Origin of the sequence: Roseobacter sp. EG26, assembly GCF_049830555.1 — a bacterium.
Lineage (GTDB): Bacteria > Pseudomonadota > Alphaproteobacteria > Rhodobacterales > Rhodobacteraceae > Roseobacter.
On the sequence record NZ_JBNBLH010000001.1, the window covers coordinates 623,552 to 648,583 of the forward strand.

Genomic DNA, 25,032 nt, shown 5'->3' on the forward strand with positions numbered 1-25,032 from the left:
AATGAAAAAAAAGAACCAGCCGATCAGCGGCAACGAACTTGCGCGCTTTTCGGGGCCGGGCAGCTTCATGCGTTTGCCGTATGTCAATGATCTCAAAGGGCTGGATGTCGCCTTTCTGGGCATACCGATGGATATTGGCACCTCATGGCGCTCCGGCACGCGGTTCGGCCCCAAGGAGGTGCGTGCGCAAAGTGCGATGATCCGGCCCTATCATATGGGCACGGGGGCCGCACCCTTTGACAGTTTGCAATGCGCCGATATCGGTGATCTCGCGATCAATACATTCTCGCTCGCTGACAGCCTCAAAATCGTCGAACAGAGCTATAACGCGATCCTGAACTATGACGCGATGCCCATGGCAATCGGCGGGGATCATTCGATCACCCTGCCGATCCTGCGGGCCATGCACAGGCGTTTCGGTCCCGTGGCGCTGATCCATGTGGACGCCCATGCGGATGTCAATGACGAGATGTTCGGGGAACGCGAAACCCATGGCACGGTTTTCAGGCGTGCCTATGAGGAAGGGCTGATCATCCCCGAAAAAACCTATCAGATCGGGCTGCGCGGGACCGGTTACACCGCCGAGGATTTCACCGAAGCGCAGAAATGGGGTTTCCAACAGTTTCCCGCGCAGGAGCTTTGGCACAGAAGTCTGGCGTCGCTGGGTGGAGAAGTGCGGCGTGACATCGGCGCTGACGTGCCGGTCTACGTGACCTATGATATTGACAGCCTCGACCCGGCTTTTGCCCCTGGAACGGGCACCCCTGAGATCGGCGGGTTGACGACATCACAGGCCATGGAACTCATCCGGGCACTCAAGGGTTTGAATATCGTGGGCTGCGATCTGGTAGAGGTCTCGCCCCCCTATGACACAACCGGCAACACGGCCCTTGTGGGTGCCAACCTGATGTTTGAACTGCTCTGTGTTCTGCCCGGTGTGGCCTATCGTTGAGGCGGCAGGTGCCTTCGACCCCTGAGGAGCCGATGAATGAGGCGCAGAATGATCACAGGTCTCCTTGTGCTGATCTTGGTGGGTGCTGCGCTGATCCTCTATGTTCGCGTGGCGCCGCTGGACGTGGCGCGCTGGCATAGGCCCATTGAGGCGGCATCGGATCAAGACCTGACCGGCGGGGCGATCCGTGTGCTCGATGGGGATGCCGCCTTGTTTGGCCGTCTGGACAAGGCGCTTGGCGCTCTGCCACGCACCGACGTGCTGGCCGGGTCCGTTGCGGAGAACCGGATTACATATGTCACACGCTCGGCGTTTTTCGGATTTCCGGATCTGACAACAATCGAATTGCGTGATGGCCAGATCAGGATGTTTGCCCGGCTGAAGTTCGGCGCGTCAGATATGGGCGTCAATCGCAAACGACTGGAGGGGCTGATCGCTGCTATCCAATGAGGAGGACAAACACCCCTGCTGCACTTCGCGCCACATCGGCACATTCAGTGACATCTGGCACTGAGCCATGAACATTCGTCCATCCACTTGCAGGCAAATGGTCTGACCCAGTTCGACCCGGTCGCCGGATTTGTCAGTGCAGTAGCATTCAACGGTTTTGCCACTTGGGCTTGTCACATCAGCGGTGCCCGGCACCGCAAGGCAGATCAGAAGGAAAGTCAGACGTCTCATAAGCTCAGAATAGCATGGTCGCAGCCCTTGACCAATGGCTTTCAATATTGGACATCATCCGCATGATCCCACGCGACAGACTAGAACAGATTACATCCCGTTTTGAATATCTCGAAGCGGCCATGGCCACTGGCGATGCCGCTGCTGACATTGCGTCTTTGGCAAAAGAATATTCCGATCTGCGCCCGGTCGTGGAACAGATCACCGCATATCAGCAATTGCAAAGCGATCTGGAAGATGCTCAGGAAATGCTCGCTGACCCGGATATGGCGGAACTGGCGCAGGAGGAAATCCCGCGGATCAAGTCGGCTTTGCCGGAGGCGGAGGCGGCATTGCAACTGGCGCTGCTGCCAAAAGACAAGGCCGATGCCAAACCGGCTATGCTGGAAATCAGACCAGGTACGGGGGGCGATGAAGCGGCCCTTTTTGCCGGTGACCTGCTGCGCATGTATCAGCGCTATGCCGAAGCGCAGAAATGGCAGTTCGACATCATCGAATTGCAGGAGACCGAGCTGGGGGGCATCAAGGAAGTTGTCGCCCACGTGAAGGGCCAGGATGTCTTTGCTCGGCTGAAGTTTGAGAGCGGCGTGCACCGTGTGCAGCGGGTACCGAGCACCGAGAGCGGCGGGCGCATCCATACATCGGCAGCCACTGTGGCGGTGCTGCCCGAAGCCGAAGATGTGGACATACAGATTGACGCAAATGATCTGCGCATTGATACGATGCGCTCTTCCGGGGCCGGCGGTCAGCATGTGAACACCACGGACTCGGCCGTTCGGATCACGCATATTCCCACGGGCATCGTCGTGACGAGCTCGGAGAAATCGCAACACCGAAACCGCGAGATCGCGATGCAGGTCCTCAAGGCGCGGCTCTATGACGCCGAACGCAACCGGGTGGACAGCGAACGATCGGCAGATCGCGCGGCGCAAGTGGGGTCGGGGGATCGCTCTGAACGCATTCGCACCTATAATTTTCCGCAAGGGCGGATGACCGACCATCGCATCAACATGACGCTCTACCGTCTGGATGCCGTCATGCAGGGTGATCTGGACGAGATCGTCGATGCGCTGACCGCCGATGCACAGGCCCGCATGATGGCGGAGATGGGGCAGTGACGGCGGCAGAGGCCATGGTGGCCGCGATGGCGCGGTTGCGCGCGGCGGGTGTGCCTGATCCTGCACGCGATGCGCGGGTGCTGTTGGCCCATGCGGCGTCGGTCGATGCGGCGCGGGTCACCCTGATTGCCCCCGAAGACATCGCGCCGGAAATTGCCGAGCGCTATGACAATCTGGTGTCGCTTCGGGCGGTGCGCGTCCCTGTCTCGCAACTGATCGGCGCGCGGGAATTTTACGGACGGGCCTTTGACATCAGCCGCGATGTGCTGGACCCGCGCCCTGAAACCGAAACGCTGGTCGAGGCCGCCTTGTCAGAACCTTTTGACACGGTGCTGGATCTGGGCGTGGGCTCGGGCTGTATTCTGGTGACATTGTTGGCTGAATGCACGGATGCATCAGGGGTTGGTATAGATATATCGGAGGCGGCTTGCCTGCACGCAAGCGCCAATGCGGCGCGACACGATGTGGCCGGGCGCGCGGTGATCCTGCAATCGGACTGGTTTGGCGCGGTGGACGGGCGCTATGATCTGATCGTGTCCAATCCGCCCTATCTCGCCGCTTCCGAGATGCAGGAGGTGCAGCCTGAATTGCGCGATCACGAGCCACGACTGGCGTTGACGGATGAACACGACGGGCTGTCGGCCTATCGGGTGATCGCTGCGGAGGCGCAGGGGTATCTGAACGCGCAGGGTCGCGTGATGGTTGAAATTGGCTGGAAGCAAGGGCCAAGTGTCCGGGATATATTCACTGCGCAAGGCTGGGGGGAGGTTTCGATTCTCCCTGATCTTGGAGGACACGACAGGGTTGTATCTGCCTCAAAACCAGGCTGATTGCGCCTGAAATCGCAGGAAAAATCAGTAAAACTGTGGAAAATTTTGTATTACCTCTTGCAGCGAAACGCATGGCGTGCTTATTCAACCATGTTGCAGCGGTGGATACCCCAACAGGTGATCCCGCGCGGCGTTATGCCCAACATATCGACACCCCGGAAGTCTAGCGGCGCAAAGCGCATCCGGTCTTACGATCCACAGCACGAAGGCTGAGCGAACTTCATGAAATCATCGAGATCCCGTTCCCGTTCCAAGGGCAACCGCAACCGGTCCCAAGGCAATCAAGGCGGCAATGTTGTTAACCGTGTGTTCGACAGTTCCGGCCCGGAAGGCAAGGTGCGTGGCACACCGCAGCAGATCATCGAAAAATACAACCAGCTTGCGCGTGATGCTCAGCTGAGCAACGACCGGGTGGCGGCAGAGAACTTTCAGCAGCACGCGGAGCACTACACCCGTTTGTTGAGTGAAGCGCAGCGCGAGATTGACGCGCGTCGCGAAGAACAGGAACGTCAGAACCGCGAGCGGCAAGCCGAGCGGGATCGTGAACGTGCGGAGCGTCAAGAACGCGAGGCGAGCCAAGCCGCAGAGCAGCATGCGCAGCCGGAGGGTGATGTGGCCCCGCAGGAAGGTGACAGCAATCTTGTTGAAACACCCGAGAGCCAGCCAAAGCCGAAACGGTCGCCGCGTCGAAAACCACGCCCAAAACCCGAGGCACAGAGTGACGCAGCACCTTCTCATGCTGCCCCGGATGGTGATGCGCCGACCGGTGGGGATGACACCCCAAAAGCCGCCGAATAAAATGAGCCTGGACCTAGTTTTCAGGTCTTGGCAATTTCTCGGGCAAGGGCGCAAAACCCTTCCAGCGGTATTTGTTCGGCGCGATCGGTGGGTTTCAAGCCGGCAGCGATAAGCCGGTCTTCGATATCCGGCGCAGTCCCCTTGAGAGCCGCGCGCAACATTTTTCGACGTTGATTGAAGGCTGCGGCAACCACCCGGCTGAGTACCTTTGCGTCGGCCGGGTAACGGGGCGCATCCAGCGCATTCAAATGGACGACGCTGCTCGACACCTTTGGCGGGGGCGTGAAGGCTTCGGGGGGCAGTTGCAAAACGATGCGGGCGTCCGCGCGCCATTGCGCCAGTATGGCAAGGCGCCCATAGGCTTTGCTGCCGGGGCGGGCCACAATGCGTTCGGCCACTTCGCGTTGAAACATCAATGTCAGGCTCTGCCAGAACGGCGGCCAAGCGCTGGGGGTCAGCCAGCGTACCAGCAATTCAGTGCCCACATTGTAAGGAAGATTGGCCGCAACCCTGATGGGCGGCGTCAGATGGGCGAGGGGATCAATCTCAAGCGCGTCGCCTTCGATGACGGTCAGGCGGTCTCCGTAAGCCTGCGCAATCTCGGCAAGAGCGGGCAGGCAGCGCGCGTCCTTCTCTATGGCCAGGACGTGACGCGCGCCTTCAGATAAAAGCCCGCGTGTCAGCCCCCCGGGGCCGGGCCCGATCTCGAGAATATCGCAACCGGTCAGATCACCGGCCTGCCGCGCGATTTTCGCCGTGAGGTTCAGGTCCAGAAGGAAATTCTGACCCATTGATTTGCGCGCGTGCAGATCGTGCGTGCGGATCACCTCGCGCAGCGGGGGAAGGGTGTCGATCTTCGCCATCCCCCTAGGGCATTCCCGCCAGTTTGGCCGCAAGCTTGATGGCCTCGATCATGCTGGTCGCATTGGCGACACCCCGACCGGCAATATCGAAAGCTGTCCCGTGATCCGGTGAGGTCCGCACAAAAGGCAACCCCAGGGTCACATTTACCCCGCGGTCAAAATCCAATGTCTTGATCGGGATCAGCGCCTGATCGTGATACATCGCAATTGCCGCGTCATAGCGGGCCCGTGCGGCGGCATGAAACATTGTGTCGGCAGGCAAAGGGCCCTGCAAATCAAACCCTTCACCCTGCATGTCAGCGACCAGATCCATGATCCAGATCTGTTCCTGACGTCCCATGGCACCGCCTTCACCGGCATGGGGGTTCAGCCCGGCAACCGCAATCCGAGGTTGGTCAATGTTGAATTGGCTACGCAGAGCTTTGGCCGTGATCTCGATGGTTTCGCGCAAGAGTTCAGGGGTCAGCGTGGATGGAACATCCTCCAGAGCAATGTGAATTGTCGCGGGCACCACACGCAATTGGTCGGAGGCCAGCATCATCACAGCCCGTGCGCCGCCCGCCAGTGCGGCCAGATATTCGGTGTGACCGGGGTACTGAAATGCCGCGCCATCAATCAGCGCTTTTTTGTGAATGGGCGCAGTGCAGATCGCCGCCGCATCGCCTGACCCTACCAATCTGACGGCCTTGGCAATCACGTCAATCACGCCTTGAGCATTCGCAGGATCAGGCTTGCCCGGGATTGCCGGTTGCGCAAACTCCTGGGTCAGAACGGGCAGGGCGCTGTGACCGACCTGCTTGGCCTGCGACGGATCATCGATGATCTGATGAGGGAAATGGTCAGGCAGATGTCTTGCGTCGCCCATCCAGACGAGGGGAACCTGCCCCTTCAGCGCAGCCCATGCTTTTGCTGCGATTTCGGGACCTATGCCCGCAGGTTCTCCGCAGGTGATGACAACGGGCGCTGCGGCACCGGTCATGGGTCTACGATACGGGCATCGGCGCGTAGTTGGTCCAGCAGGCTGTCGGCATAGGCATTGAGGCGACTTGAGCGCAGGGCATTGGCCACATCTTCGCGGGCGACTTCCTCATTCACAGCCGATGTCCGACCACAGAGCATCAGAAAAACCAATGTCTCTCCATTGGCCCGTGTCAGCGCCGTGGAGACCTCATTGGGGTCCAGTTTACTGAGTTCAATGGCGATGTCCTGCGGAATCTCGGACGGCGTCTTGGTGCCGCGCTCCAAAACTTCTTCAGGCTGACCCTGCGCGACCCCGTAGAGATCGTCGCAGACATCGACGTCTTCCCGAAGCTTCGCGGCCTTCGATAGTGCTGCGTCCGTCCGACCGCCGGGGATGTAGTAGGCCGCGTATTCAATGGCGGCATATTCGCGTGTCGGTGCGCCCGTTTCCTCGATTGCTCTCAGTTGAAAAAGCGCCACGGCCTCGGGGATGGAAATCGGGTCTGTCACCTCACCCGGTGCAAGCGCCAGGATCAAGGGCCGCAAGACGGGGGGTAGTTTGGAGAGCTCCTGCCAGGGCAGGCGGCCCCCGGCATCGCGCGACGCGGTTGCCGAGTATTCCCTGGCGAATTCGGAAAACTGTCCCTCGGATTCGGAAGCCGCAATCAGTTTTGCGATTTCTTCGACTTCATCGCGGTTTTCCGGGGGGGCCGGGATGATGATTTCTGACACCAAAACGCGAATCCCACTGGTGCCACCGGCTGAGCCAAGGGCATTGTCGATCTCGTCTTCTGATACCTGTACCCGTCCCCCAAAGCGCGCCGCGATCAGATCACGCCAGGCAATGCCCACTTCCACGAAGTCACGAAAACTTTCTTCGGAGACGCCACTGTCTTGCAGAGCGGAGATGAACTCATCCTTGTTCATATTGGCGCGGGCGGCGAATTCCTCAAGCCCGGTCTCGATGCCTTCTGGTGTTAGCTCCAGACCCGAAGCCTCAACGGCCTGCGCCCGCAACCTTTCATCAACGAGACTTTCGATGACGGCTTCGCGGTTGGCGCCGGGGGCGTTGAGCAGACGCAGGAACAGCTCGCGCTGCTCTACTTCGTATTCGGTCACAACGTCATCGTTGACCAGAATCACGGGATCAAACAGACCTTGCGCCAACGCCGGTTTGCCCAACGCCAGACCCATTACAAGGCAAATGGCCGTTCCAAATTTGCTCGATGCGCGCATTGTTCTCATTTCCCGCATGTTCTTTTGTAGCTGTCGGTGCCTTTTTGTGCCGAGAAGCCGCGTAACCCGATGGATAAGCCCAAAGTTGTCGACGGTGCAAGGCTTGACGAATTTGTATAGCGCCGGTCAACCGAAAACGCGACTGATACACATTCGTTATTATATGTGAACCCGATCCCGGCGCTGGCGGCGCGATCAAGCGTCAGATCGTACCGCCAGTCAGCATTGGCGGTCCAATGGCGGTCAACGCGGTAGGACCCATCGAGCGCGATCTCGGCAAGGTTTTCCAAGCGGTCTTCTTCGAGGTCCTGGGTCAGCCAGACATAGCTGCCGCCCAGTCGCGTACGTTGGCCCGAATAGTCGCCCCTGATTTCCGCTTTGGCAAAATTGAAGCTGTCATCGAACAGCGACCGGGCGGTGATGGCCCAGCCTTCCGGAGACTTGAATTGTCCGGCCACCAGAAAGTTCGAGGAGATGCCTTGCAATCCGGATGTCAGTGTAAAATCCTCATCCGCTTCTTCGCGCAAGACCTGACCGAGGGTCAGTGAGGTTTCATAGCCCTGCGGATCAAAGCGTGCCCAATTGACCCCGATTGCAGCCGACCGCCCCCGTTCGCGGCGATCTGTCTCGGGAAAGCGCGAAAGCGACACGAGATTGCCGCCATCAAATTCAACCCGCGTGCTTTCTTCGTTTGGCACGTTGACCCGGTCACCGCCCACCCATGCCAGCTGCACGATTGGCTCCAGAAACTGGGTGACGCCACCGGGATCGTTTCGGGTCATCGGAAAGCGAAATGCAATTGCGCCGTGGGGGCTGAGCTGTGTTTGCGTTTGCCGCACGGTGCTGTCCTGGGTGATGTTGAAAACATCGGCGGTCGCGCCAATGGTGACATCTGCGCGAATGCCTGCGGGCAAGGTCCAGCTGCGCAACCAATCTGCCTCAGCGCTGAGACGGGACACATCTCGTCCAATGATATCGACATCAGAATAGCGATAGTGGCTGTGCGCGTTCGCACCCAAACGCAACTCTCCGCCCAGGGCTTTTGGAAACAGCCGCTTCTGATAGACCGCGTCGCCTACAATCGTTGGCAGATTGGCATTGATGTCGCCATCCCGTAGCGATTTGAAGGCCGTGACCCCGAACCCGATAAATTCATCGCGCCGCGCGCGGGTAACGGATATCGCGCTGTCGAGCCTGTCTTTTCCGGAATACCCGTAGTCCACGAGGTAGGCATTGTCCGTGGTGATTTCGATGTCGAATTGCAGCCTGAAGTCATTTTGCAGATTGAAGGCGCCGCTGCCAAAGACGTAACCACGGGTCTCACCGGATCGGACATCGTCGCGGCTGATGGCTCCGTCGAACTGGATACGCCCGTTCACATAGGCCTGTCGGTAGCGCAGTTCCAGCGTGCGCGTACGTGTCGATATATAGGGCGTGACCGTGATGTCGCGATCATCTGCAAGGCGGATGAAGTAGGGAATCTTGATGCCGGTTCCCAATCGTGAGTTGGTGCGCAATGATGGTATGAGGAACCCGGTTGCGCGGTCCACGGACGGATCAGGCAGGCGCAGTTGCGGGATATAAAGCACCGGTACATCGCGGATCAGAAATTGCGCACCGTCGAAGTATAGCTGCCTTTCTTCCTTGTCATGAATGATGCGCTTTGCCCTGATTTGCCAGAGCGGTGGCCGTCCGTCGTCGCATATTTGGCAAGAGGTCACGGCGGTTTTGTAAAGCTGACTGTAGCGCTCGTTGGTGCGTTGAATCTGCACCGCTGCCAGTTGCAACTGATCATTCAGGATCATCCGGGCCCCGGTTAGCAGTCCGGTCCTGAGATTGGCGTCCAGTTCTGCGGCAGACGCCAGCACGGTGATGTTTTCGCCATCCTGCATGGTGATCGGGCCAGTGATCGTCAGAGCACCTTTGCTGCGATCATATCGAATTTCCGAAGCCGTCAGTCGCGTGGTGCCCTGAAAAGCTTCTACATTTCCGCGCGCAACCAGCACGCGTTCGGCAGTTATGAAAATCTCATTGGCGATAAGAATGGCAGGATCAGCCGGAGGATCCTGCGCCCAGACGACTCCCGGGTGCAGGAAAAGGAGGCAAATCAGGAGGGCGCGTCTCACGTCTCAGCCGTCCTCTGCGTGCAAGAGCAAACCAAGTGCCAGCAGAATTGCCGCCACGGGTGGCATCCAGGCCGCGAGGTATATCGGTATCTGCCCGTTTTCGCCGAGAATCTGCGCAAAGCTGCGAATGAAATACAAACCAAACCCCAATAGCACTGCGGCCAGCACAGCAACGCCGGTCCCCCCAAATCGGGTATGCCGCATGGTAAAGGCGCTCGCAACCAGAACCATGGACATCAAAAACAGCGGGCGCGCCAGTTCGGACTGAAACCAGACGCGATGCAAACGGGATGAAAAGCCCGCCTGGTCAAGTTGTTCGATGAAGGTGGGCAGTTTCCAGATCGAAATCGAACTGGGACGTCCGAAACTCTCGCGAATGCGTTCCAGGGTCAATGTTGTCGGAATGACATATTCATCATGGTATTCTGCGTTGGCCTCTGCGTTCACGCCGGGGCCTAGTGGCCAAAGCTTGGCTTTGCGCAGGAGCCAGCCGCCGGCTTGTAGCGATGCGCTGTTTGCCGAGACCCGCTGGATCGGCCCCTGACCGGGCGCGTAGCTCAGGAACGTGACATCATAGAGCACCGAGGCGTCGGCATTTGATCGCCAGGCGCGGATCACCGATTGCCCGTCATCACCTCCCTGACGCAGCCATAAACCTTCGCCGGAAATCGAAAGTGTGGAAGCGCCGCCAGTCCGGTAGCTCTCTGCCAATTCGCTGTATTTCTTCGAAGTTCCCGCAACGATAGGATTGAGCATCGTGACCGCAAGAATACCGATGGTCATGGCCACCACAACCGGTGCGACGAGCGCCTTCAGGGCTGACCGCCCCGCCGCGCGTGTCGCAACAAGTTCAGACGACCTTGCCAGACTGACGAAAAGCGCAATTGTCGCCAGAATGATGATCAGAGGCAGGATTTCATTTACCGTTTGGGGCGCGTTCAGAAGCGTCAGGCCGACAATCGCGCCGAAGCTGACATCCAAATCCCCAAATGTCCGTGTCTGATCGACAAGATCGACAAGTGCGACAAGCGAAAACAAAACAAGCGTCAGCAGCAGAAAGCTCATGGCGAACCGGCGGGCGAAATAGAAATGCAGGATCACGAAGGGCGCTCCTGCAACTTGCCCGGGGCCCGACGTTGCCATTTGGGGCGCGCGACATACCACAACATACCAACCGCCAGCAGCGTCCCGAAGAGCACCGGTAAATACAGGAGCGGCCAAAGCTCCGGATCATTCCTCACCGGGTTTTGCAGGGTTGACCGTGCGCCGTTGATCAGCAGCAGCAATCCAAAGGCCACGACAACTTCGCGCCAAACGCCAAACCGAGAATATCCCCCGATCAGCAGCGTTGTGAAACCGATCATGGCAGCCACGATGCAAAACATGGGCTCGGCGAAACGGGAATGAAACTCTTCTGCAATTTCACCGGGGCTTTGGTTGGTGAGCCGCGACAGGCGATCGAAAGGCGAGAGAAGCTGTGGTGTGATCATGTTGCGGACTGTCAGGTTATTTGACGCATCATTGCGGATGAGAGAACTGATATCAAAAGAGAAATCCCGGAACTCCGCAGTCGACAGACGGTTGTCATCGGTGGCGAGCCGCTGCGCCGTTCCATCCACCATGATGAGTGTGGTCAGATCCTGTTTGCGAATGAGATAGGCTTCGGAGGCCGTATAGATGACGCCTTCGTCGGCATTGCGCCTATCCGAGAGGAAGACATCATGCAGAACCCCATCCTCGCTGATCTCGCGGGCGTAAAAGGTAACCGATGGGGAAGGGTGCAGGAAGGCCCCTTCGGTCAACAGGCGTGACGTGGCATTCTGCGATATTTCGGCTTCCCGGTCGCTGAGTTGTTCCAGGGCCAGTGGTAACAGAATGTGATTCAGGATCGACGCCAGCAGAAACACGATGACGCCAAATACAAAGAAAGGTCGCGCCAGTCGAAACGGCCCCGATCCGGTCGCCTGCATCACCGTCAATTCGCTCTCGTTGTTGAGGCGGTTGGTGACATAAACCGCAGCGCAAAAGGCGGCGATGGGCAGCACTGTGGTGATCAGTTTGGGCAATCCGAGCGCTGTGAATTCCAGAAAGACCAGCGCTGACTGCCCGTCGCTGATCAGACGGTCAAAGAGCACAACCGCGCGATTGATCCAGAAAACGGCAACGAGCACCAACGAAAAGAATCCAAATAGAATCAGCAGTTGCGACAGGACGTATCTGTCGATTTTGCTCACCTCTGTCCCCTTCAGAATGGTCGTTGCCTGTAGGAGGACGATAGACCAATAAAGGGCGCTCGAAAACTGCTATCTGGTCATTGGCGGAAGCGCGCGTTAGGTCTTTTCCATCGCGAGCCAACGTAGGGAGGTCTGATCGTGGGAAGCGCGCTTTTTTACCATCTGACCCGCCGACCGATGGAAGACACCCTGGCCATGCTTCTGGGCAAGGCAACAGGTGCCGGAATGCGGGTTGTTGTGCGCGGAACCGATCTGGGGCGAATGGGCTGGCTTGACGAAAAACTGTGGCAAGGCGCGGATGACGGGTTCCTGCCGCATGGATTGGCGGGTGAGGCCCATGAAGCCATGCAGCCGGTCTTGCTGACGACCGGAACCGAGGCACCCAATGGGGCGACCTGCCTGATGACGGTCGATGGGGCGGCACTCGTCGATCAGGATTTGGAGAGCATGGATCGGGTATGTGTGCTTTTTGACGGCAATGATCCCGTCGCATTGGACCTGGCACGATCGCAGTGGAAAAACCTCAAGTCATCAGGGGCGTCGGCGCAGTATTGGTCCGAGGAATCGGGTCGTTGGGAGAAAAAGGCCGAAACCTGACACAGGTGACGTCCCGCGTGCTCAGCGCGTTAACACCAGTTCACCATTGCTGATCTCGATGCGTCCCCAGCGCTGAAGGTAGGTCATGCCCAGAAGGCTGTGGGACATCTCGGCTTCATTTACCACGGCTGTCAGGTTTTCGTCGGTAACAGGGCCAAGCGTCACGGTCGCGAGCCGGACGGGTGCTGTACGAACCTCTCCGTTGGCAGTCATTGCGCGGCCAGAGAAATTCAACCTGTCAGGGGTCAGACCGGCGGTCATCGCATCGCGGCGCGTCAGCACCATTTCAGTCGCGCCGGTGTCGAGGACAAATTGAATCGGTGCGCCGTTGACTCGGGCTGCGATGTAGTAATGGCCATCGGGGCTGCGGGGGACGATGATCTTGCCTTGTTCTTCAAAAACCGTCTGCTGAGGCCGCACCGTGTTACTGATGTCCTCCCACAGACCGAAGGCAGCGATGGCCCCGAGAAAAATGAATCCCCAGACCGCCGCGTGCTGCAGGGTCTTGTTCATCGACTGACGTGATTGCGCGAAAAACCAGCCGACCACCATCAGGCCAAGCACGATCAGGTAGATCAATCTGCCAGTGTCAAAGCTGTCCACGCGATACTCCTTCGGGCTTCGCTTTGAATATAGGCACGATGGTGTGTTTTTCAGCCCGAGGCGGGGCCAAATCCGAAAGCGCTCAGCCCATCAAGGACAAATTGCACGGAAAGCGCGGCCAGCAACATGCCCAGAAGCCGCGTCACAACCGTGACACCTGTCTTGCCGAGCGCGCGCTCGATAGGACCGCTGGCGAGGAAAAACCCAACGACGATCACCATCACGATGCCGGTGGCCCCCAATACAACGGCGGCGCCTTCCAGTCCGGGGCGCTGGCCCATCAGCAGAATGATCGAGGCAATGGCACCGGGACCGGCAATCAGCGGGATGGCAAGCGGGAAAACGGAAGGGTCATTGTGCTCCTCCTCGCTCTGATCCTCCCGCCGCTTGGTGCGCCGCTCAAAGAGCATGTCGAGCGCTGTCAGAAAAAGCAAAATACCCCCGGCCACCCGGAAGGCCGCCATTGAGATGCCGACGAATGATAGGATCGCTTCACCAAATGCAGCAAAAGCAAGCAGGATGGAGACGCCTACACCCGTGGCCCGCCATGCAATGCGCCTGCGCGCCGCATCCGTCATGCCTTGGGTCAATGCCACAAAGAGCGGGGCCAGACCGATGGGATCAATCACGACAAACATCGTTACGAAGGCTGTTATGAAAAAGGCGGTATCGATGGTTCAGTCCAATCTTTCTGGGTGGGTTCCCGGCGGGCAATCAATTCAGTGACTAGGGCGCGCTGGCGCGTTCCAGCTTTTCCAGAGCGTTCATCCAAAGTGCCTCAGCGCGGTCCAATGCGTCCATGACTTCAGCATATTTGCGGTTCCAAACTTCCAGCTCACCCACTTTGCCATCTTCGTAGAGGACTGGGTCGGCGAGTTTCTGGGCCAGTTTGTCGCGCATCTCGTTCAGTTTCTCAACACGCGCTTCGGATTTGCGGGCCTCCGATTTCAGGGCCAGCATATCCTCCCGGCTTGCGCGTCGCGGCTTGGGGGCCGCGACCGGTTTCTTGCTCGACTTGCCGGTTGGTTTTTCGGGCGTCAGCAGCATTTTGCGGTAGGCTTCGAGGTCGTCCTCATAGGGTCTGACTGTGCCGTTCGACACCAGCCACAGGCGGTCGGCAACCATGGAGAGCAGATGCATGTCGTGGCTGACCAGGATCACGGCGCCGGAATAGGCGGTGAGCGCCTCGACCAGAGCTTCGCGGCTTTCGATATCGAGGTGGTTTGTCGGCTCGTCGAGGATCAGCAGATGCGGCGCATCCAGCGTGGCCAGCAAAAGCGACAACCGCGCCTTCTGCCCGCCGGACAGCCGGCCCACTTCGGTCTCCGCCTGATCCGGTCCAAGGCCAAAGCCTGCCAGTTGTGCGCGCAGTTTCGAATGCAGCACGCCCGGGCGCGCCGAAATCATATGCTGCAACGGCGTTTCATTGATATGCAGTTCTTCGACCTGGTGCTGGGCGAAAAAGCCGATCCGCAGTTTGTTGGACCGCACGGATTTACCCGCCATCAGCGTCAACCGGTTCGACAGCAGCTTGGACAGGGTTGATTTGCCCTGACCATTCTTGCCCAGAAGAGCGATGCGGTCGTCCTGATCAATGCGCAGGTTCAGCCGGCTCAGCACAGGCGTGTCGGTATACCCCACGGAGCCACCTTCAATGGAGATGATGGGCGGCGACAATTCTTCCGGCTCCGGGAAGGTGAACACCCGTTTGGCTACCTGTTCCGGGCTGGCGATCATATCCATTTTTTCGATCATTTTCAGACGGGACTGGGCCTGTTTGGCTTTCGATGCCTTGGCCTTGAACCGATCCACAAAGGCCTGCATGTGATCGCGGCGCGCCTGCTGTTTTTTGGCCATGGCTGCCTGCACGGCGCGCTGTTCGGCCCGTTGCCGGGCGAATTGGTCATAAGGTCCCTGATAATAGGTCAGGCGACGCTCATCGAGATGCAGGATCGCGCCGACCGCCCGGTTCAGCAACCCGCGGTCGTGGCTGATGATGATCACCGTATGCGGGTACCGTGCGAGATAGGCTTCCAGCCAAAGTGCCCCTTCCAGATCGAGGTAGTTTGTGGGCTCGTCAAGCAGCAGCAGATCAGGCTGCGCAAAGAGCACGGCAGCCAGTGCCACCCGCATCCGCCAGCCGCCCGAGAAATCCGAACAGGGCATCTGCTGCTCGGCGTCATCAAAACCCAGTCCTTTTAGGATGGTCGCTGCGCGCGCCTCCGCCGACCAGGCGTCGATATCGGCCAGCCGCGTCTGAATGTCTGAAATACGCGCCGGATCATCGGCGGTTTCAGCCTCGCGCATCAGCGCGGCGCGTTCCGTGTCCGCTTCGAGCACGGTATCGATCAGCGAAGTTGACGAAGACGGCACCTCCTGTGCCACGCCGCCGATTTTTGCCCGGCTTGGCAATGAGATGGCACCGCCGTCGAGACCCAATTCGCCGCGAATGATTTTGAACAGAGTCGTCTTGCCCGCGCCGTTGCGCCCGACGAGGCCCACCTTGTGCCCGTCCGGAATGACAGCGCTCGCGCCTTCAAAAAGCGGGCGCCCTTCGACCGAATAGCTGATGTCTGAAATGCGTAACATGGCGGCTCCACTGAACCACGTATGAAGACATGTCAATGAGCGCTATGGGATATGTGGCAAAGAACCAGCGCTGGCGGTGCGCCCCGCGTTTTCGACTTCACGCGTCAAACGGTCGAAAAAACAGCATGGGAAGGCCCCGAAGCGCGCTCAACAAAGGCCTTTCCCCCTGCAAAATCCCATGATAGATGCGCCGCAAATTAACCCCTGCAGGAGACCTCTCATGGCCCTTGAACGCACATTTTCGATCATCAAGCCCGATGCAACCCGCCGCAATCTGACCGGCAAAATCAACGCGAAGTTCGAAGACGCGGGCCTGCGGATCGTGGCGCAAAAGCGCATTCACATGACCAAGGCGCAAGCGGGCGTCTTTTATGCAGTGCACGCCGAGCGCCCATTCTATGATGAATTGTGCGAATTCATGGCCTCTGCCCCGGTTGTCGTCCAAGTTCTGGAAGGCGAAAGCGCCATTACCAAGAACCGCGAAGTCATGGGCGCGACAAACCCCGCAGACGCGGCACCAGGAACCATCCGCGCTGAATTCGCCGAAAGCGTTGGCGAAAACTCCGTGCATGGCTCGGATGCACCGGAAACAGCGGCCATTGAAATCGCCTATTTCTTCTCGGGTATGGAGTTGGTCGGTTAATTCAGCGGCCACCAGATAGTACCGCCAAGGGGTCATCTGATGGGTGGCCCCTTTTTTCGTTCAAGGTGCCGCGCGCACGCCGATCCTGTCCATCATTTGCTCAAATGCGCTGAGTTCCTTGTCAAACGACTTGGCCTTGATGGCATCGAAGCGTTTTCGCAGGGCCTTTTTTTCTTCACCCTGGCAGTCGTTCCACGGTCGGTTCTGCAAGGCCATGACGAGGACATAATATCCAATGAAATGGGGTTTCGACCCTGCGCGCAGAAGTCTGGCGTAGGCTTCATCCGCGCCCAGAGCGCGCAATTCTTCGGCTGAATTTATGCCGGCCTCCGCACAGGCGGTCTCATAGGCTGGACCAAGATTGCGAATGGAGGAAACGGGCGTGCTCATAGTGGCGGAGATTGGCACCCCAATGTCGATTTGTCACCACCAAGGTTGCGTTAAAGGCTCGCGTAATCGGTGATGGGTGGTGGCGGCGGCGGCGGCTGTTTGCTGCCCTGCGCCGGGGGGGCGGCGGGCGGTTTTTGGGGCTCTTTTTGCATCGTACCTTCCTTGCGGCGCGCGGTAACCCTGCGCTGACGATGCAAATATGTGCTTGTTTTCTGCCGGTTACGGGGCGTGCCCGTGGCCAGAAAATGTCATTCAAGGTGAATTAGAAGCAAATCGGTAAGTGGTTTCCTGCCGATATCGCGCGCCTTGGGTCAGAATGACCGGTGCAAATGCGCTGCGATTTGGCGCATCTGGCCAGCCTTGGGGTTCAAGTGCGATGCCTGCGTAGGGCTTAATGGTTTGGCCTGGCAAGGCGCTGGGCGCAGAACTTGGCAGGCCGCTGCCGTTGTAGATCTGCAATCCGGGTTCGGTGGTCAGAAGGTTCATCCGGACGCCGGTAGCGCCAACCAGCGTGGCGGCAAGACGCGGCGCTGCAACCCTGTCGTGCGACAAACACAGATTGGCATCAAGGGGGTGTTCAACCGAAAGGCTGCGCGTGTGGCGGAAGTCATACCGCGTGCCCGCCACAGATGCGATCTCGCCTGTTGGCAAGCCGGTATCGTCAACGGGAAGGTAGCTGTCGGCCTGGATTTTCAACCTGTGCCCGGAGATATCGGGGAGATCATCCAGAGACCAATAGGGGTGATGCGCAACATTCACGACGGTTTCCAAGTCGGTGGCGGCCGTGATGACCAATGACAGGCTGCGATCAAGTGTCAGGGAATATCGCGCCGTAAATTCGCGATGGCCGGGCAAGCCGATAGCACCGTCGGGCAGCGATAGAGCCAATGTCACGCTCGAAGGGGTCTGATCTGTGACCTGCCAGTCCCTGGCGTGCAGGCCCTCTTCTCCACTGTGAAGACAGGTGGTGCCCTCGTTCGAGGGCATTTGGTAGACTTTGGATCCAATCCGAACACGACCGCGCGAAATGCGATTGGCAACCGGTCCCACCAAAGCGCCCGCATAGATCGGGCAAGATGAAAAAGAGTCCCTATCCGCGAATCCCAGACACAAACTATGGGTAACGCCCTTGATCCATAACCCAGCGAGCGTCGCGCCGCGTGGCAAGATATGTGCCTCCATTGTATTGGAGGTCAAAATGATCATGCGCTTCAGGCTCCGGTTGCTTTGCCTGAGACTTTTGCCAGTTGACCAGCCTGAGGCCAACCCCCCGACGCAAGACTTAAGAGCTTGGCAGCGTCAGGGGGTGCGGTCGGTACTCCTGCTCGAGATAGACCTGTGTTGGTTCTGCATGGCCGATGCCGGCATTGAAGATAAATCTTTTCAGTAACTCGGTTTGAAATTCAAACTCGCGGGCGCGGTCAGAGATTCCGGCGGGCAGGTGATCTTGCGGTTCAACCTGCGCGTATTCCAACTCGCGGCACATGTTAAGGAGAGGCAGGCAGATATCGGCCAGCACATTCGTCGCCAGCTTCTCAGCATAATTGACATATGGTTCAACGAAACCGACGTCCGGACGAAACGCGACATTCAACGCACCGAGAAATTCCTTGAAGCGGAAAATGGCATTTCGCATGCCGTCCTTCACTTCCATGATCAGCACATGGACACCGTAGAGCGAGAGGCCGGGCAACTCGACCAGAAACTCGGGCACCGACAGGACATGTGCGCCATCTGGAACGGTGGAGAGGCATTTGCGTATGGCATGGGCGAGCTTGTCGACCAAGACTTGGCTGAGATCACATTTGTCCTGAAAGGAAACCCGATTGCGCAAGCCGCGCGCAAGTACTTCGCAAGATCTCACGGAAATCGTATTGTCAGGTTTCAAAATTAGATTGATCGAAAGCGTTCTGTCCGACAAATCCGAAGCCAATTGTATGGCGTCATGTTGATTGGTCATTAATGCCACCCGTGGGTTTAAATGTTTCGCCCACAATGAACGTATTTATGAACACATTCGTAAACGGTGCGTACGGTACCCGTTGCGCAGCCCTTGGAAAGAACTTATTGCCTGCGTAGCCTGTGGTTGAAATTACCTCAAACGCATTAATATTTTGCAACTAGGGGTTGCCAAAGGCAGGTTAAAGGTGGGTATCATTGAGAGAGTGCAATCTGTGATTGCGACTGGAGCGGGGAGTGGCGCTGGTGGACGGGGCTGACAACGAAGAACTCACAATCATTGGGATCGGCTCTTCCGCCGGAGGTCTAGAGGCTATCCGCGAATTGGTTGCAACTCTGCCGACCGACCTGTTGGTGGCTTATGTGGTGGTCCAGCACATGTCGCCGCATCACAAGAGCCTGATGACCGAACTTGTCGCCCGGCAAACCAGTCTCGCCGTCCGTGACGTTGTGGACGGGGCGGTGCCGGAACCCAATGTCATCTACGTCACGCCGCCCAAGACCGACGTCGTCTATGACGAAGGCAAACTATGTCTTGTGGACCCAAGCCATGAAGTCGCCTCTCCGAAGCCGTCGGTGGACCGATTTCTGCTGAGCCTCGCCGACAAGCATGGCGAGAAATCCATGGCGATCATCCTTTCTGGGACAGGTACTGATGGTGCCTACGGGGTGCAGGCCATCCGCGAGGCTGGTGGTATTACCATTGCTCAAGATACCGAAAGCGCCAAATACGATGGTATGCCCATGGCCGCCATGCAGACCGGATGCGTCGATCTGGTCTTGCGGCCGTTCGAGATCGGCACACATCTGCAAAAAATACTGACCTCCCCAAGAGATTTCGACGCCTTTCGGCAGGAAGCGTCGGAAAAAAGCCCGTCGTCCGACCTGCTGCAAATTCTTTTGGCCCGGACACGTGTCGATTTTCGGGAGTACAAGCAAACCACGATCAACCGGCGTATCGAGCGGCGCATGATTGCACTGGGGATCGACAGTCACGAAGACTATACCCAGTTCTGCCGCGTCAACCCGAACGCCGTGGATGCGCTTTTCAAAGACCTTTTGATCTCTGTCACGCGCTTTTTCCGCGACAAGAGCGAATTCGAAGCGCTGAAAGAGCTGCTACCGGCGCTCTTGAAAAACAAAACCAACACACCCTTTCGGGTCTGGATTGCCGGCTGTGCGACGGGCGAGGAAGCCTATTCCATCGCAATTTTGCTCTGCGAGGCGCTGGGCGGCGCCAAGGTGCAGTTGAAGGATCACGTCCAGATCTTTGCGACGGATATCGACAAGGATGCCCTGGAGGTTGCGCGCAAGGGTGTGTACGGAATGGCCGCGCTGAACGATATCCCAAAGGACCTGTCCGACCGGTATTTCATCCAGCAAAATGACGGCATCCGGGTGATCGATTCCCTGCGATCCGCGATACTCTTCTCGGATCACAATGTCTGTCAGGATCCGCCTTTCCAGAAAGTTGACTTGCTCTGCTGTCGTAACCTGCTGATCTACTTTGGAAATGCGTTGCAGCATAAAGTTATGTCGCGGTTCCACTATGCCCTTACTGAAAGCTCGCTGATGTTCCTCGGCACGGCGGAATCTGTGGCGGGCTCGGATGAGCTTTTCATTCAGGACAGCCAGTCCGCCCATATCTATCGCCGCCGATCCATTCGCCGGTCAGAACAGACGCCTTTTTCCAATACCCGCAATCTGCCCAAATCCCGCAGCGTCAAACCAGCGGTCCAGGCGCCGCCAGGCTATTCCACGGATCGGCAGATGTTCGAAGCGCTGGCGCTGGCGCTGGGAAAAAACTCCGTGCTTGTGACGGATGAATACTCAATCGTGCGCATCTACGGCAATGTCAGCTCGTACATCGAGATGAACGAGACCAGCAATCTGAAGATGCATATCGACCTGTTGCGACGCCCGTTCCGAGAAGAAGCGCGGAGTCTTGTCACGCTAGCGCTCAAGAATGGTGAACATCGTTCTGGTGTGCGCCATTTGCTGGCCAAGGATGATGACGAGGAAATCAGGCTCGACGTCTATCCGATCATTGCCCGTGACATCAACGAACGCGCCGCTTTGGTGGTGTTCAGCGAGGTTCAGGTTGATCGCGCCAAGGGGTTCGAAAGTCAGGAGCAGTCGGATGGGGACGCCTTCGAGAGCGACCGCATTCGGCTTTTGGAAGACGAGGTTGCAACCACCCGCGAAGCGCTTCAGCAAACCATCGAAGAGCTGGAAACCTCGAACGAGGAGTTGCAGTCGCTCAACGAAGAGCTGCAATCCACCAACGAAGAGTTGCAGGCGACCAACGAAGAGCTGGAGACCTCGAACGAGGAATTGCAATCCACCAACGAGGAACTGATCACCGTCAACGAAGAGTTGCAGGTCACCGCCGCTGAGCTCAGCGGACGGACGGGTGAACTGATGTCGGTGCTTGAGACGGCGCCTTTGGCGATCATGGTGCTCGACACCGCTTTGCAAATCTCTCAGGCAACGAATGCCGCCGCCGAAATGTTTGGCCTGTCGCGGCCTGTCTCAAATCCCCATATCAGCCAGTGTGTTCTGCCGGAAAACTGCCCGTCACTGGCACCGATATGCAACGAGACGCTGAAACTGGGCGAGCCGATTTCTCGTGAATTCACGTCGCGGGGCGCGCGTTTCAAGCTGACCTGCTCGCCGTTTTTCGACATGCGTGGCCAGATGAAGGGCTCGACCATGGTTGTCTCGGAATTCCCGGGGCTGGCGCAAGAACTGGAACTGATCCTGGATCATGCTGAAATATTCATGCTGAACCGCACGACCGATGGGACCATTCTCCGGATCAGCCAGAAATCTGCGGCTGTTCTGGGAACCACGCGCCAAGAAGCAGAGGGAAAGAACTTCTTCAAACTGGCGAACAAGCAGACCGCCAAGGCCGTGAAAGAACGCGACAACAAGCTGATGGACAGCAAGTCCGGGCGTCTGCACTACGTCAACTCCGTCAGTTCGCAGACAGATGGGTCGACGGCCTGGATGAGCACGGAAAACTTCATTTTCGCGGACCCCTCACAAAGCTCGTCCTCCATTTATTCCGTTGGAACGGACATCACCAATGTCGTTGCGGCCCGGAACGAAGCCGAAGAGGCCGTTTCCCAACTGCACCTGTTGCAGGATCTGGCGAAGATCGGTTTCTGGTCGCTGGACACAAAAACCAAAAAAATCTACTGGTCCTCGGAAGTTTGCCGGATACATGGCGAGGATCCCAAGAACCCGCCACCTGATTTAGACGGTGGATTGGAGTATTATCATCCCGATGATCGTGATCTCGTCCGCGAGCAGGTGGAACGCGTCATGAAAGAGGGGGGGGATTTCAAGTTCCGGCACCGTATTGTGACCCGGGATGGCGAGACCGTCGAGGTTGAATCCATCGATCTGGCACGGGCGGACGGAACCGGTAAAGTCGCCAAGATTATTGGCGTTTTTAGATCTTTGAATGAAGTGACCTGATCTGGCGTTGACGTGTGATCGGCCCCGGGATGCGCGGGAAGTGGCGTTGGTTTCGCCTTGACCGCCCAATTAAACCTGCGCATCTATGGAAAAAAATCCAAACGGGAGATCTCTCATGAAACTCAAGATCACAACAAGTGCGCTGGCATTCATAGCACTGGCGGGTGCGGCAAGCGCTGAATGTACAGAAGTCACATTTTCTGATGTAGGCTGGACCGATATCACTGCCACCACGGCAGCAACCACGGTTGTGCTGGATGCATTGGGCTATGAGACAGATATCAAGGTCCTGTCCGTTCCGGTAACCTATACCTCCATGGCGCAAGGTGACGTGGATGTTTTCCTCGGCAACTGGATGCCGACCATGGAAGGCGATATCGCACCTTACCGCGAAGCAGGCACCGTCGATACCGTTCGTGAGAATCTTGAAGGCGCGAAATACACGCTGGCTGTCAACAAGGCGGCGACCGATCTTGGCATCAAGGATTTCTCTGACATTGCCAAGCATTCGGACGCGCTTGACGGGCAGATTTACGGCATCGAACCCGGCAACGATGGCAATCGTCTGATCCAATCCATGATCGACGCGGACGCCTTTGGCCTGAGCGGGTTCGAGGTAAAAGAAAGCTCCGAGCAGGGCATGTTGGCGCAGGTGGAACGACTGTCCAAGAAAGACGAACCCATCGTCTTTCTCGGTTGGGAACCGCACCCGATGAACGCCAATTTTGAAATGGGCTATCTGACGGGGGGGGACGATTTCTTTGGCCCGGACCTGGGCGGAGCAACCGTCTACACAAACACCCGCGCAGGCTATAGCGCTGAATGCCCGAATGTCGGCAAGCTGCTGGGCAATCTGAAATTCACCCTGGCCATGGAAAACGAAATCATGGGCGCGATCCTGAATGACGGCACCGAACCTTCGGATGCCGCCAAAGCATGGCTCTCGTCCAACCCCGATGCCTTCATGGCTTGGCTCGATGGTGTGACGACCGTCGATGGTGGCGACAGTGTTGCGGCTGTGAAATCCGCACTCGGCCTCTAAGGCCCAAACTCCGCTCGTAACCACGGGCGGAGTAACTGACAATCCGGGGTAGGGGGCATGAATTGCTGGACTGGCTGACCGAAACAAAGATACCTGTTGGCAAAAGTGCGGCGGCGTTCTTTGATTGGCTTCAAACCAATGGTGAGTGGTTCTTTGATGGCCTCGCCGTGGTCATGGAGTGGATGATTGACCAGATCCTCTGGCTGCTGCAGACACCGCATCCCTTTTTGATCATCGCGGTTTTCGTGGGCCTGACCTGGTTTTTGCAAAGAAGCTGGAAGGTCTGCGTCTTCGTCGTGCTGGGGTTCCTGTTCATTCTCAATCAGGACTACTGGGAAGAGATGACGGAGAGCATCACGCTGGTGCTTTCGGCCTGTGTCGTCTGCATGGCCATTGGCGTGCCCATTGGCATTGCAGCGGCGCACCGGCCACGGCTCTTCCAGGCGATGCGACCTGTCCTCGACCTGATGCAGACGCTCCCGACCTTTGTCTATCTGATCCCCGCCATCGTATTTTTCGGTATCGGCATGGTGCCGGGGCTGATTGCCACGGTGATTTTTGTGGTTCCAGCCCCCATTCGGCTGACCCACCTGGGGATCAGCACGACCCCGAAGCCACTGCTGGAGGCTGCGGATGCGTTTGGCGCGACACCCATGCAAAAACTCTGGAAGGTCGAATTGCCCTTTGCCTTGCCCCAAATCATGGCCGGCTTGAACCAGACCATCATGTTGTCGCTGTCGATGGTTGTGATCGCGGCGCTTGTGGGCGCAGATGGATTGGGCGTGCCCGTCGTGCGCGCGCTCAATCAGGTGAACACGGCTCTGGGATTTGAAAGTGGTTTCATCATTGTGGTGGTCGCCATCATGCTCGACCGCATGCTGCGGGTGGATCGCAAATGACAAATGCCGTCGAGTTCGACAATGTGTCGATTGTGTTTGGCGAGACGCCTGAAAAGGCGTTGCCTGATATGGATGCGGGCAAATCCCGCGCCGAAGTCCAACAGGCCACCGATCAGGTGCTGGGCGTTCACAACTGCTCACTCGATGTCCCCTCGGGAGAGATTCTGGTTCTGATGGGCTTGTCTGGATCAGGAAAATCGACCCTGCTCAGGGCGGTCAACGGCTTGAACCCTGTTGTCCGGGGGGCCGTGCGGGTCTTTGATGGCGCATGGTCGTGCGATGTGACCCACAGCTCTGCCGCTGATTTGCGCCGTGTCAGGCGGGAATGCGTGTCGATGGTATTTCAGCAATTCGGGCTGCTGCCATGGCGAACGGTTCGCGAGAACGTAGCACTGGGACTGGAGTTGGCCGACGTTCCCAAACAGGACCGCTATGCCCGGGCAGACAAGCAACTCGACCTTGTTGGCTTGTCCGATTGGGCTCATCGCAAGGTTGGAGAGCTTTCGGGCGGCATGCAGCAACGTGTCGGCCTCGCCCGTGCCTTTGCAACCGATGCGCCCATTCTACTGATGGATGAGCCATTCTCAGCGCTGGACCCGCTGATACGGACACGCCTGCAGGACGAATTGCTGGATTTACAGCGGGACCTTCAGCGCACGATCATATTCGTTAGCCACGATCTGGACGAAGCCTTCAAACTGGGCGACCGGATTGCCATCATGGAAGGCGGGCGTATCGTTCAATGCGGCACCCCGCAGGAGATTTTCTCCAATCCCGTGAATGACTATGTGGCCGATTTTGTTGCTCACATGAATCCCTTGGGGGTTCTGCGTGCCAGCGATGTCATGGAACCAACAGCCGCGAAAACGGCTCAATCCGTTCCCATAGATATGGACGTTGAGACAGTGATGCGCCAGCTGTTGGAGACCGATGGACCGTTGGGGGTTGAGGAGAATGGCGATCTGGTGGGGCAGGTCACCAAGAGCGGTGTCATCGCCCGCATTCTGGACCCTCGCCAATCCTCCTGAA

Annotated in this window: 24 protein-coding genes; 11 read left to right on the plus strand and 13 right to left on the minus strand. The window is 57.9% G+C overall.

The annotated features are described in order from the left end of the window. Position 1: 1 nt before the first annotated feature. Complete coding sequence (speB, locus tag ACOTTU_RS03120; RefSeq protein WP_425656036.1) at positions 2-952, plus strand: agmatinase; 951 nt, start codon at positions 2-4, stop codon at positions 950-952. 48 nt (positions 953-1,000) lie between these two features. Then, entirely contained in the window at positions 1,001-1,402 is a 402-nt protein-coding gene (locus ACOTTU_RS03125; protein WP_425656037.1) for a DUF1499 domain-containing protein, read from the plus strand. Here ACOTTU_RS03125 and ACOTTU_RS03130 read toward each other — a convergent pair. Next, complete coding sequence (locus ACOTTU_RS03130) at positions 1,346-1,633, minus strand: hypothetical protein (RefSeq protein WP_425656038.1); 288 nt, start codon at positions 1,631-1,633, stop codon at positions 1,346-1,348. The two genes, ACOTTU_RS03125 and ACOTTU_RS03130, sit on opposite strands and share 57 nt — an antisense overlap. A gap of 62 nt (positions 1,634-1,695) precedes the next feature. On the opposite strand from ACOTTU_RS03130, the gene prfA reads away from it, so the two are divergent. From prfA to ACOTTU_RS03145, 3 genes are all read left to right on the plus strand, one after another. After that, on the plus strand, positions 1,696-2,751 hold the full coding sequence (gene prfA, locus ACOTTU_RS03135) for a peptide chain release factor 1 (RefSeq protein WP_425656039.1): 1,056 nt from the start codon (positions 1,696-1,698) through the stop codon (positions 2,749-2,751). A gap of 14 nt (positions 2,752-2,765) precedes the next feature. Beyond that, the gene (gene prmC, locus ACOTTU_RS03140) at positions 2,766-3,581 is read left to right on the plus strand and encodes a peptide chain release factor N(5)-glutamine methyltransferase (protein WP_425656455.1); all 816 of its coding nucleotides are present in this window, start codon (positions 2,766-2,768) and stop codon (positions 3,579-3,581) included. 222 nt (positions 3,582-3,803) lie between these two features. Beyond that, positions 3,804-4,379 (plus strand): DUF4167 domain-containing protein, encoded by a 576-nt coding sequence (locus ACOTTU_RS03145; RefSeq protein WP_425656040.1) that lies wholly within the window; start codon positions 3,804-3,806, stop codon positions 4,377-4,379. A gap of 20 nt (positions 4,380-4,399) precedes the next feature. Here the strand turns inward: ACOTTU_RS03145 and rsmA are convergent, their stop codons facing one another. The 6 genes from rsmA to lptF are packed head-to-tail and all read right to left on the minus strand — an operon-like array spanning position 4,400 to position 11,798. Continuing rightward, positions 4,400-5,242 (minus strand): 16S rRNA (adenine(1518)-N(6)/adenine(1519)-N(6))-dimethyltransferase RsmA, encoded by an 843-nt coding sequence (gene rsmA / locus ACOTTU_RS03150; RefSeq protein WP_298912405.1) that lies wholly within the window; start codon positions 5,240-5,242, stop codon positions 4,400-4,402. A 4-nt stretch (positions 5,243-5,246) separates the two neighbouring features. Then, positions 5,247-6,221 (minus strand): 4-hydroxythreonine-4-phosphate dehydrogenase PdxA, encoded by a 975-nt coding sequence (pdxA, locus tag ACOTTU_RS03155; protein WP_425656041.1) that lies wholly within the window; start codon positions 6,219-6,221, stop codon positions 5,247-5,249. Next, positions 6,218-7,447, minus strand: coding sequence for a peptidylprolyl isomerase (locus ACOTTU_RS03160; protein WP_425656042.1), 1,230 nt, complete (start codon positions 7,445-7,447; stop codon positions 6,218-6,220). The genes pdxA and ACOTTU_RS03160 overlap by 4 nt, the downstream gene beginning before the upstream one ends. Further along, complete coding sequence (locus ACOTTU_RS03165) at positions 7,444-9,564, minus strand: LPS-assembly protein LptD (RefSeq protein WP_298912396.1); 2,121 nt, start codon at positions 9,562-9,564, stop codon at positions 7,444-7,446. The genes ACOTTU_RS03160 and ACOTTU_RS03165 overlap by 4 nt, the downstream gene beginning before the upstream one ends. Positions 9,565-9,567: 3 nt before the next feature. Continuing rightward, positions 9,568-10,665 carry an LPS export ABC transporter permease LptG gene (gene lptG, locus ACOTTU_RS03170; RefSeq protein ID WP_425656043.1) on the minus strand — a complete coding sequence of 366 codons (1,098 nt, stop codon included), beginning with the start codon at positions 10,663-10,665 and terminating at the stop codon, positions 9,568-9,570. Further along, entirely contained in the window at positions 10,662-11,798 is a 1,137-nt protein-coding gene (gene lptF, locus ACOTTU_RS03175; RefSeq protein WP_425656044.1) for an LPS export ABC transporter permease LptF, read from the minus strand. Before lptF ends, lptG begins: the two co-directional genes overlap by 4 nt. A 138-nt stretch (positions 11,799-11,936) precedes the next feature. On the opposite strand from lptF, the gene ACOTTU_RS03180 reads away from it, so the two are divergent. Continuing rightward, on the plus strand, positions 11,937-12,395 hold the full coding sequence (locus ACOTTU_RS03180) for a DNA polymerase III subunit chi (protein ID WP_425656045.1): 459 nt from the start codon (positions 11,937-11,939) through the stop codon (positions 12,393-12,395). A gap of 21 nt (positions 12,396-12,416) precedes the next feature. Here ACOTTU_RS03180 and ACOTTU_RS03185 read toward each other — a convergent pair whose 3' ends face one another. The 3 genes from ACOTTU_RS03185 to ACOTTU_RS03195 all read right to left on the minus strand — a co-directional run bounded on the left by ACOTTU_RS03185 (position 12,417) and on the right by ACOTTU_RS03195 (position 15,587). Next, complete coding sequence (locus ACOTTU_RS03185; RefSeq protein WP_425656046.1) at positions 12,417-12,998, minus strand: retropepsin-like aspartic protease family protein; 582 nt, start codon at positions 12,996-12,998, stop codon at positions 12,417-12,419. A 50-nt stretch (positions 12,999-13,048) separates the two neighbouring features. Continuing rightward, positions 13,049-13,636: a MarC family protein gene (locus tag ACOTTU_RS03190; RefSeq protein WP_425656047.1), complete on the minus strand. Its 588-nt coding sequence runs from the start codon at positions 13,634-13,636 to the stop codon at positions 13,049-13,051. 88 nt (positions 13,637-13,724) lie between these two features. Further along, positions 13,725-15,587 (minus strand): ABC-F family ATP-binding cassette domain-containing protein, encoded by a 1,863-nt coding sequence (locus tag ACOTTU_RS03195; RefSeq protein WP_425656048.1) that lies wholly within the window; start codon positions 15,585-15,587, stop codon positions 13,725-13,727. Between the two features lie 220 nt (positions 15,588-15,807). On the opposite strand from ACOTTU_RS03195, the gene ndk reads away from it, so the two are divergent. Then, entirely contained in the window at positions 15,808-16,230 is a 423-nt protein-coding gene (ndk, locus tag ACOTTU_RS03200; RefSeq protein ID WP_298912378.1) for a nucleoside-diphosphate kinase, read from the plus strand. Between the two features lie 60 nt (positions 16,231-16,290). Here ndk and ACOTTU_RS03205 read toward each other — a convergent pair whose 3' ends face one another. From ACOTTU_RS03205 to ACOTTU_RS03215, 3 genes are all read right to left on the minus strand, one after another. Continuing rightward, on the minus strand, positions 16,291-16,620 hold the full coding sequence (locus ACOTTU_RS03205; protein ID WP_425656049.1) for a TfoX/Sxy family protein: 330 nt from the start codon (positions 16,618-16,620) through the stop codon (positions 16,291-16,293). Between the two features lie 252 nt (positions 16,621-16,872). Next, positions 16,873-17,826, minus strand: coding sequence for an aldose epimerase family protein (locus tag ACOTTU_RS03210; protein WP_425656050.1), 954 nt, complete (start codon positions 17,824-17,826; stop codon positions 16,873-16,875). Between the two features lie 76 nt (positions 17,827-17,902). Continuing rightward, positions 17,903-18,580: a hypothetical protein gene (locus ACOTTU_RS03215; protein ID WP_425656051.1), complete on the minus strand. Its 678-nt coding sequence runs from the start codon at positions 18,578-18,580 to the stop codon at positions 17,903-17,905. 236 nt (positions 18,581-18,816) lie between these two features. Here ACOTTU_RS03215 and ACOTTU_RS03220 point away from each other — a divergent pair, with 236 nt between their 5' ends. The 4 genes from ACOTTU_RS03220 (at position 18,817) to choV (ending at position 25,031) form a co-directional block, all read left to right on the plus strand. Further along, complete coding sequence (locus ACOTTU_RS03220; protein ID WP_425656052.1) at positions 18,817-22,062, plus strand: chemotaxis protein CheB; 3,246 nt, start codon at positions 18,817-18,819, stop codon at positions 22,060-22,062. Positions 22,063-22,177: 115 nt separating this feature from the next. Continuing rightward, complete coding sequence (locus tag ACOTTU_RS03225) at positions 22,178-23,104, plus strand: choline ABC transporter substrate-binding protein (RefSeq protein WP_425656053.1); 927 nt, start codon at positions 22,178-22,180, stop codon at positions 23,102-23,104. A gap of 65 nt (positions 23,105-23,169) precedes the next feature. Continuing rightward, entirely contained in the window at positions 23,170-24,003 is an 834-nt protein-coding gene (gene choW / locus ACOTTU_RS03230; protein ID WP_298913526.1) for a choline ABC transporter permease subunit, read from the plus strand. Beyond that, positions 24,000-25,031, plus strand: coding sequence for a choline ABC transporter ATP-binding protein (choV, locus tag ACOTTU_RS03235; protein WP_425656054.1), 1,032 nt, complete (start codon positions 24,000-24,002; stop codon positions 25,029-25,031). Before choW ends, choV begins: the two co-directional genes overlap by 4 nt. The last annotated feature ends 1 nt before the right edge of the window (position 25,032 follow it).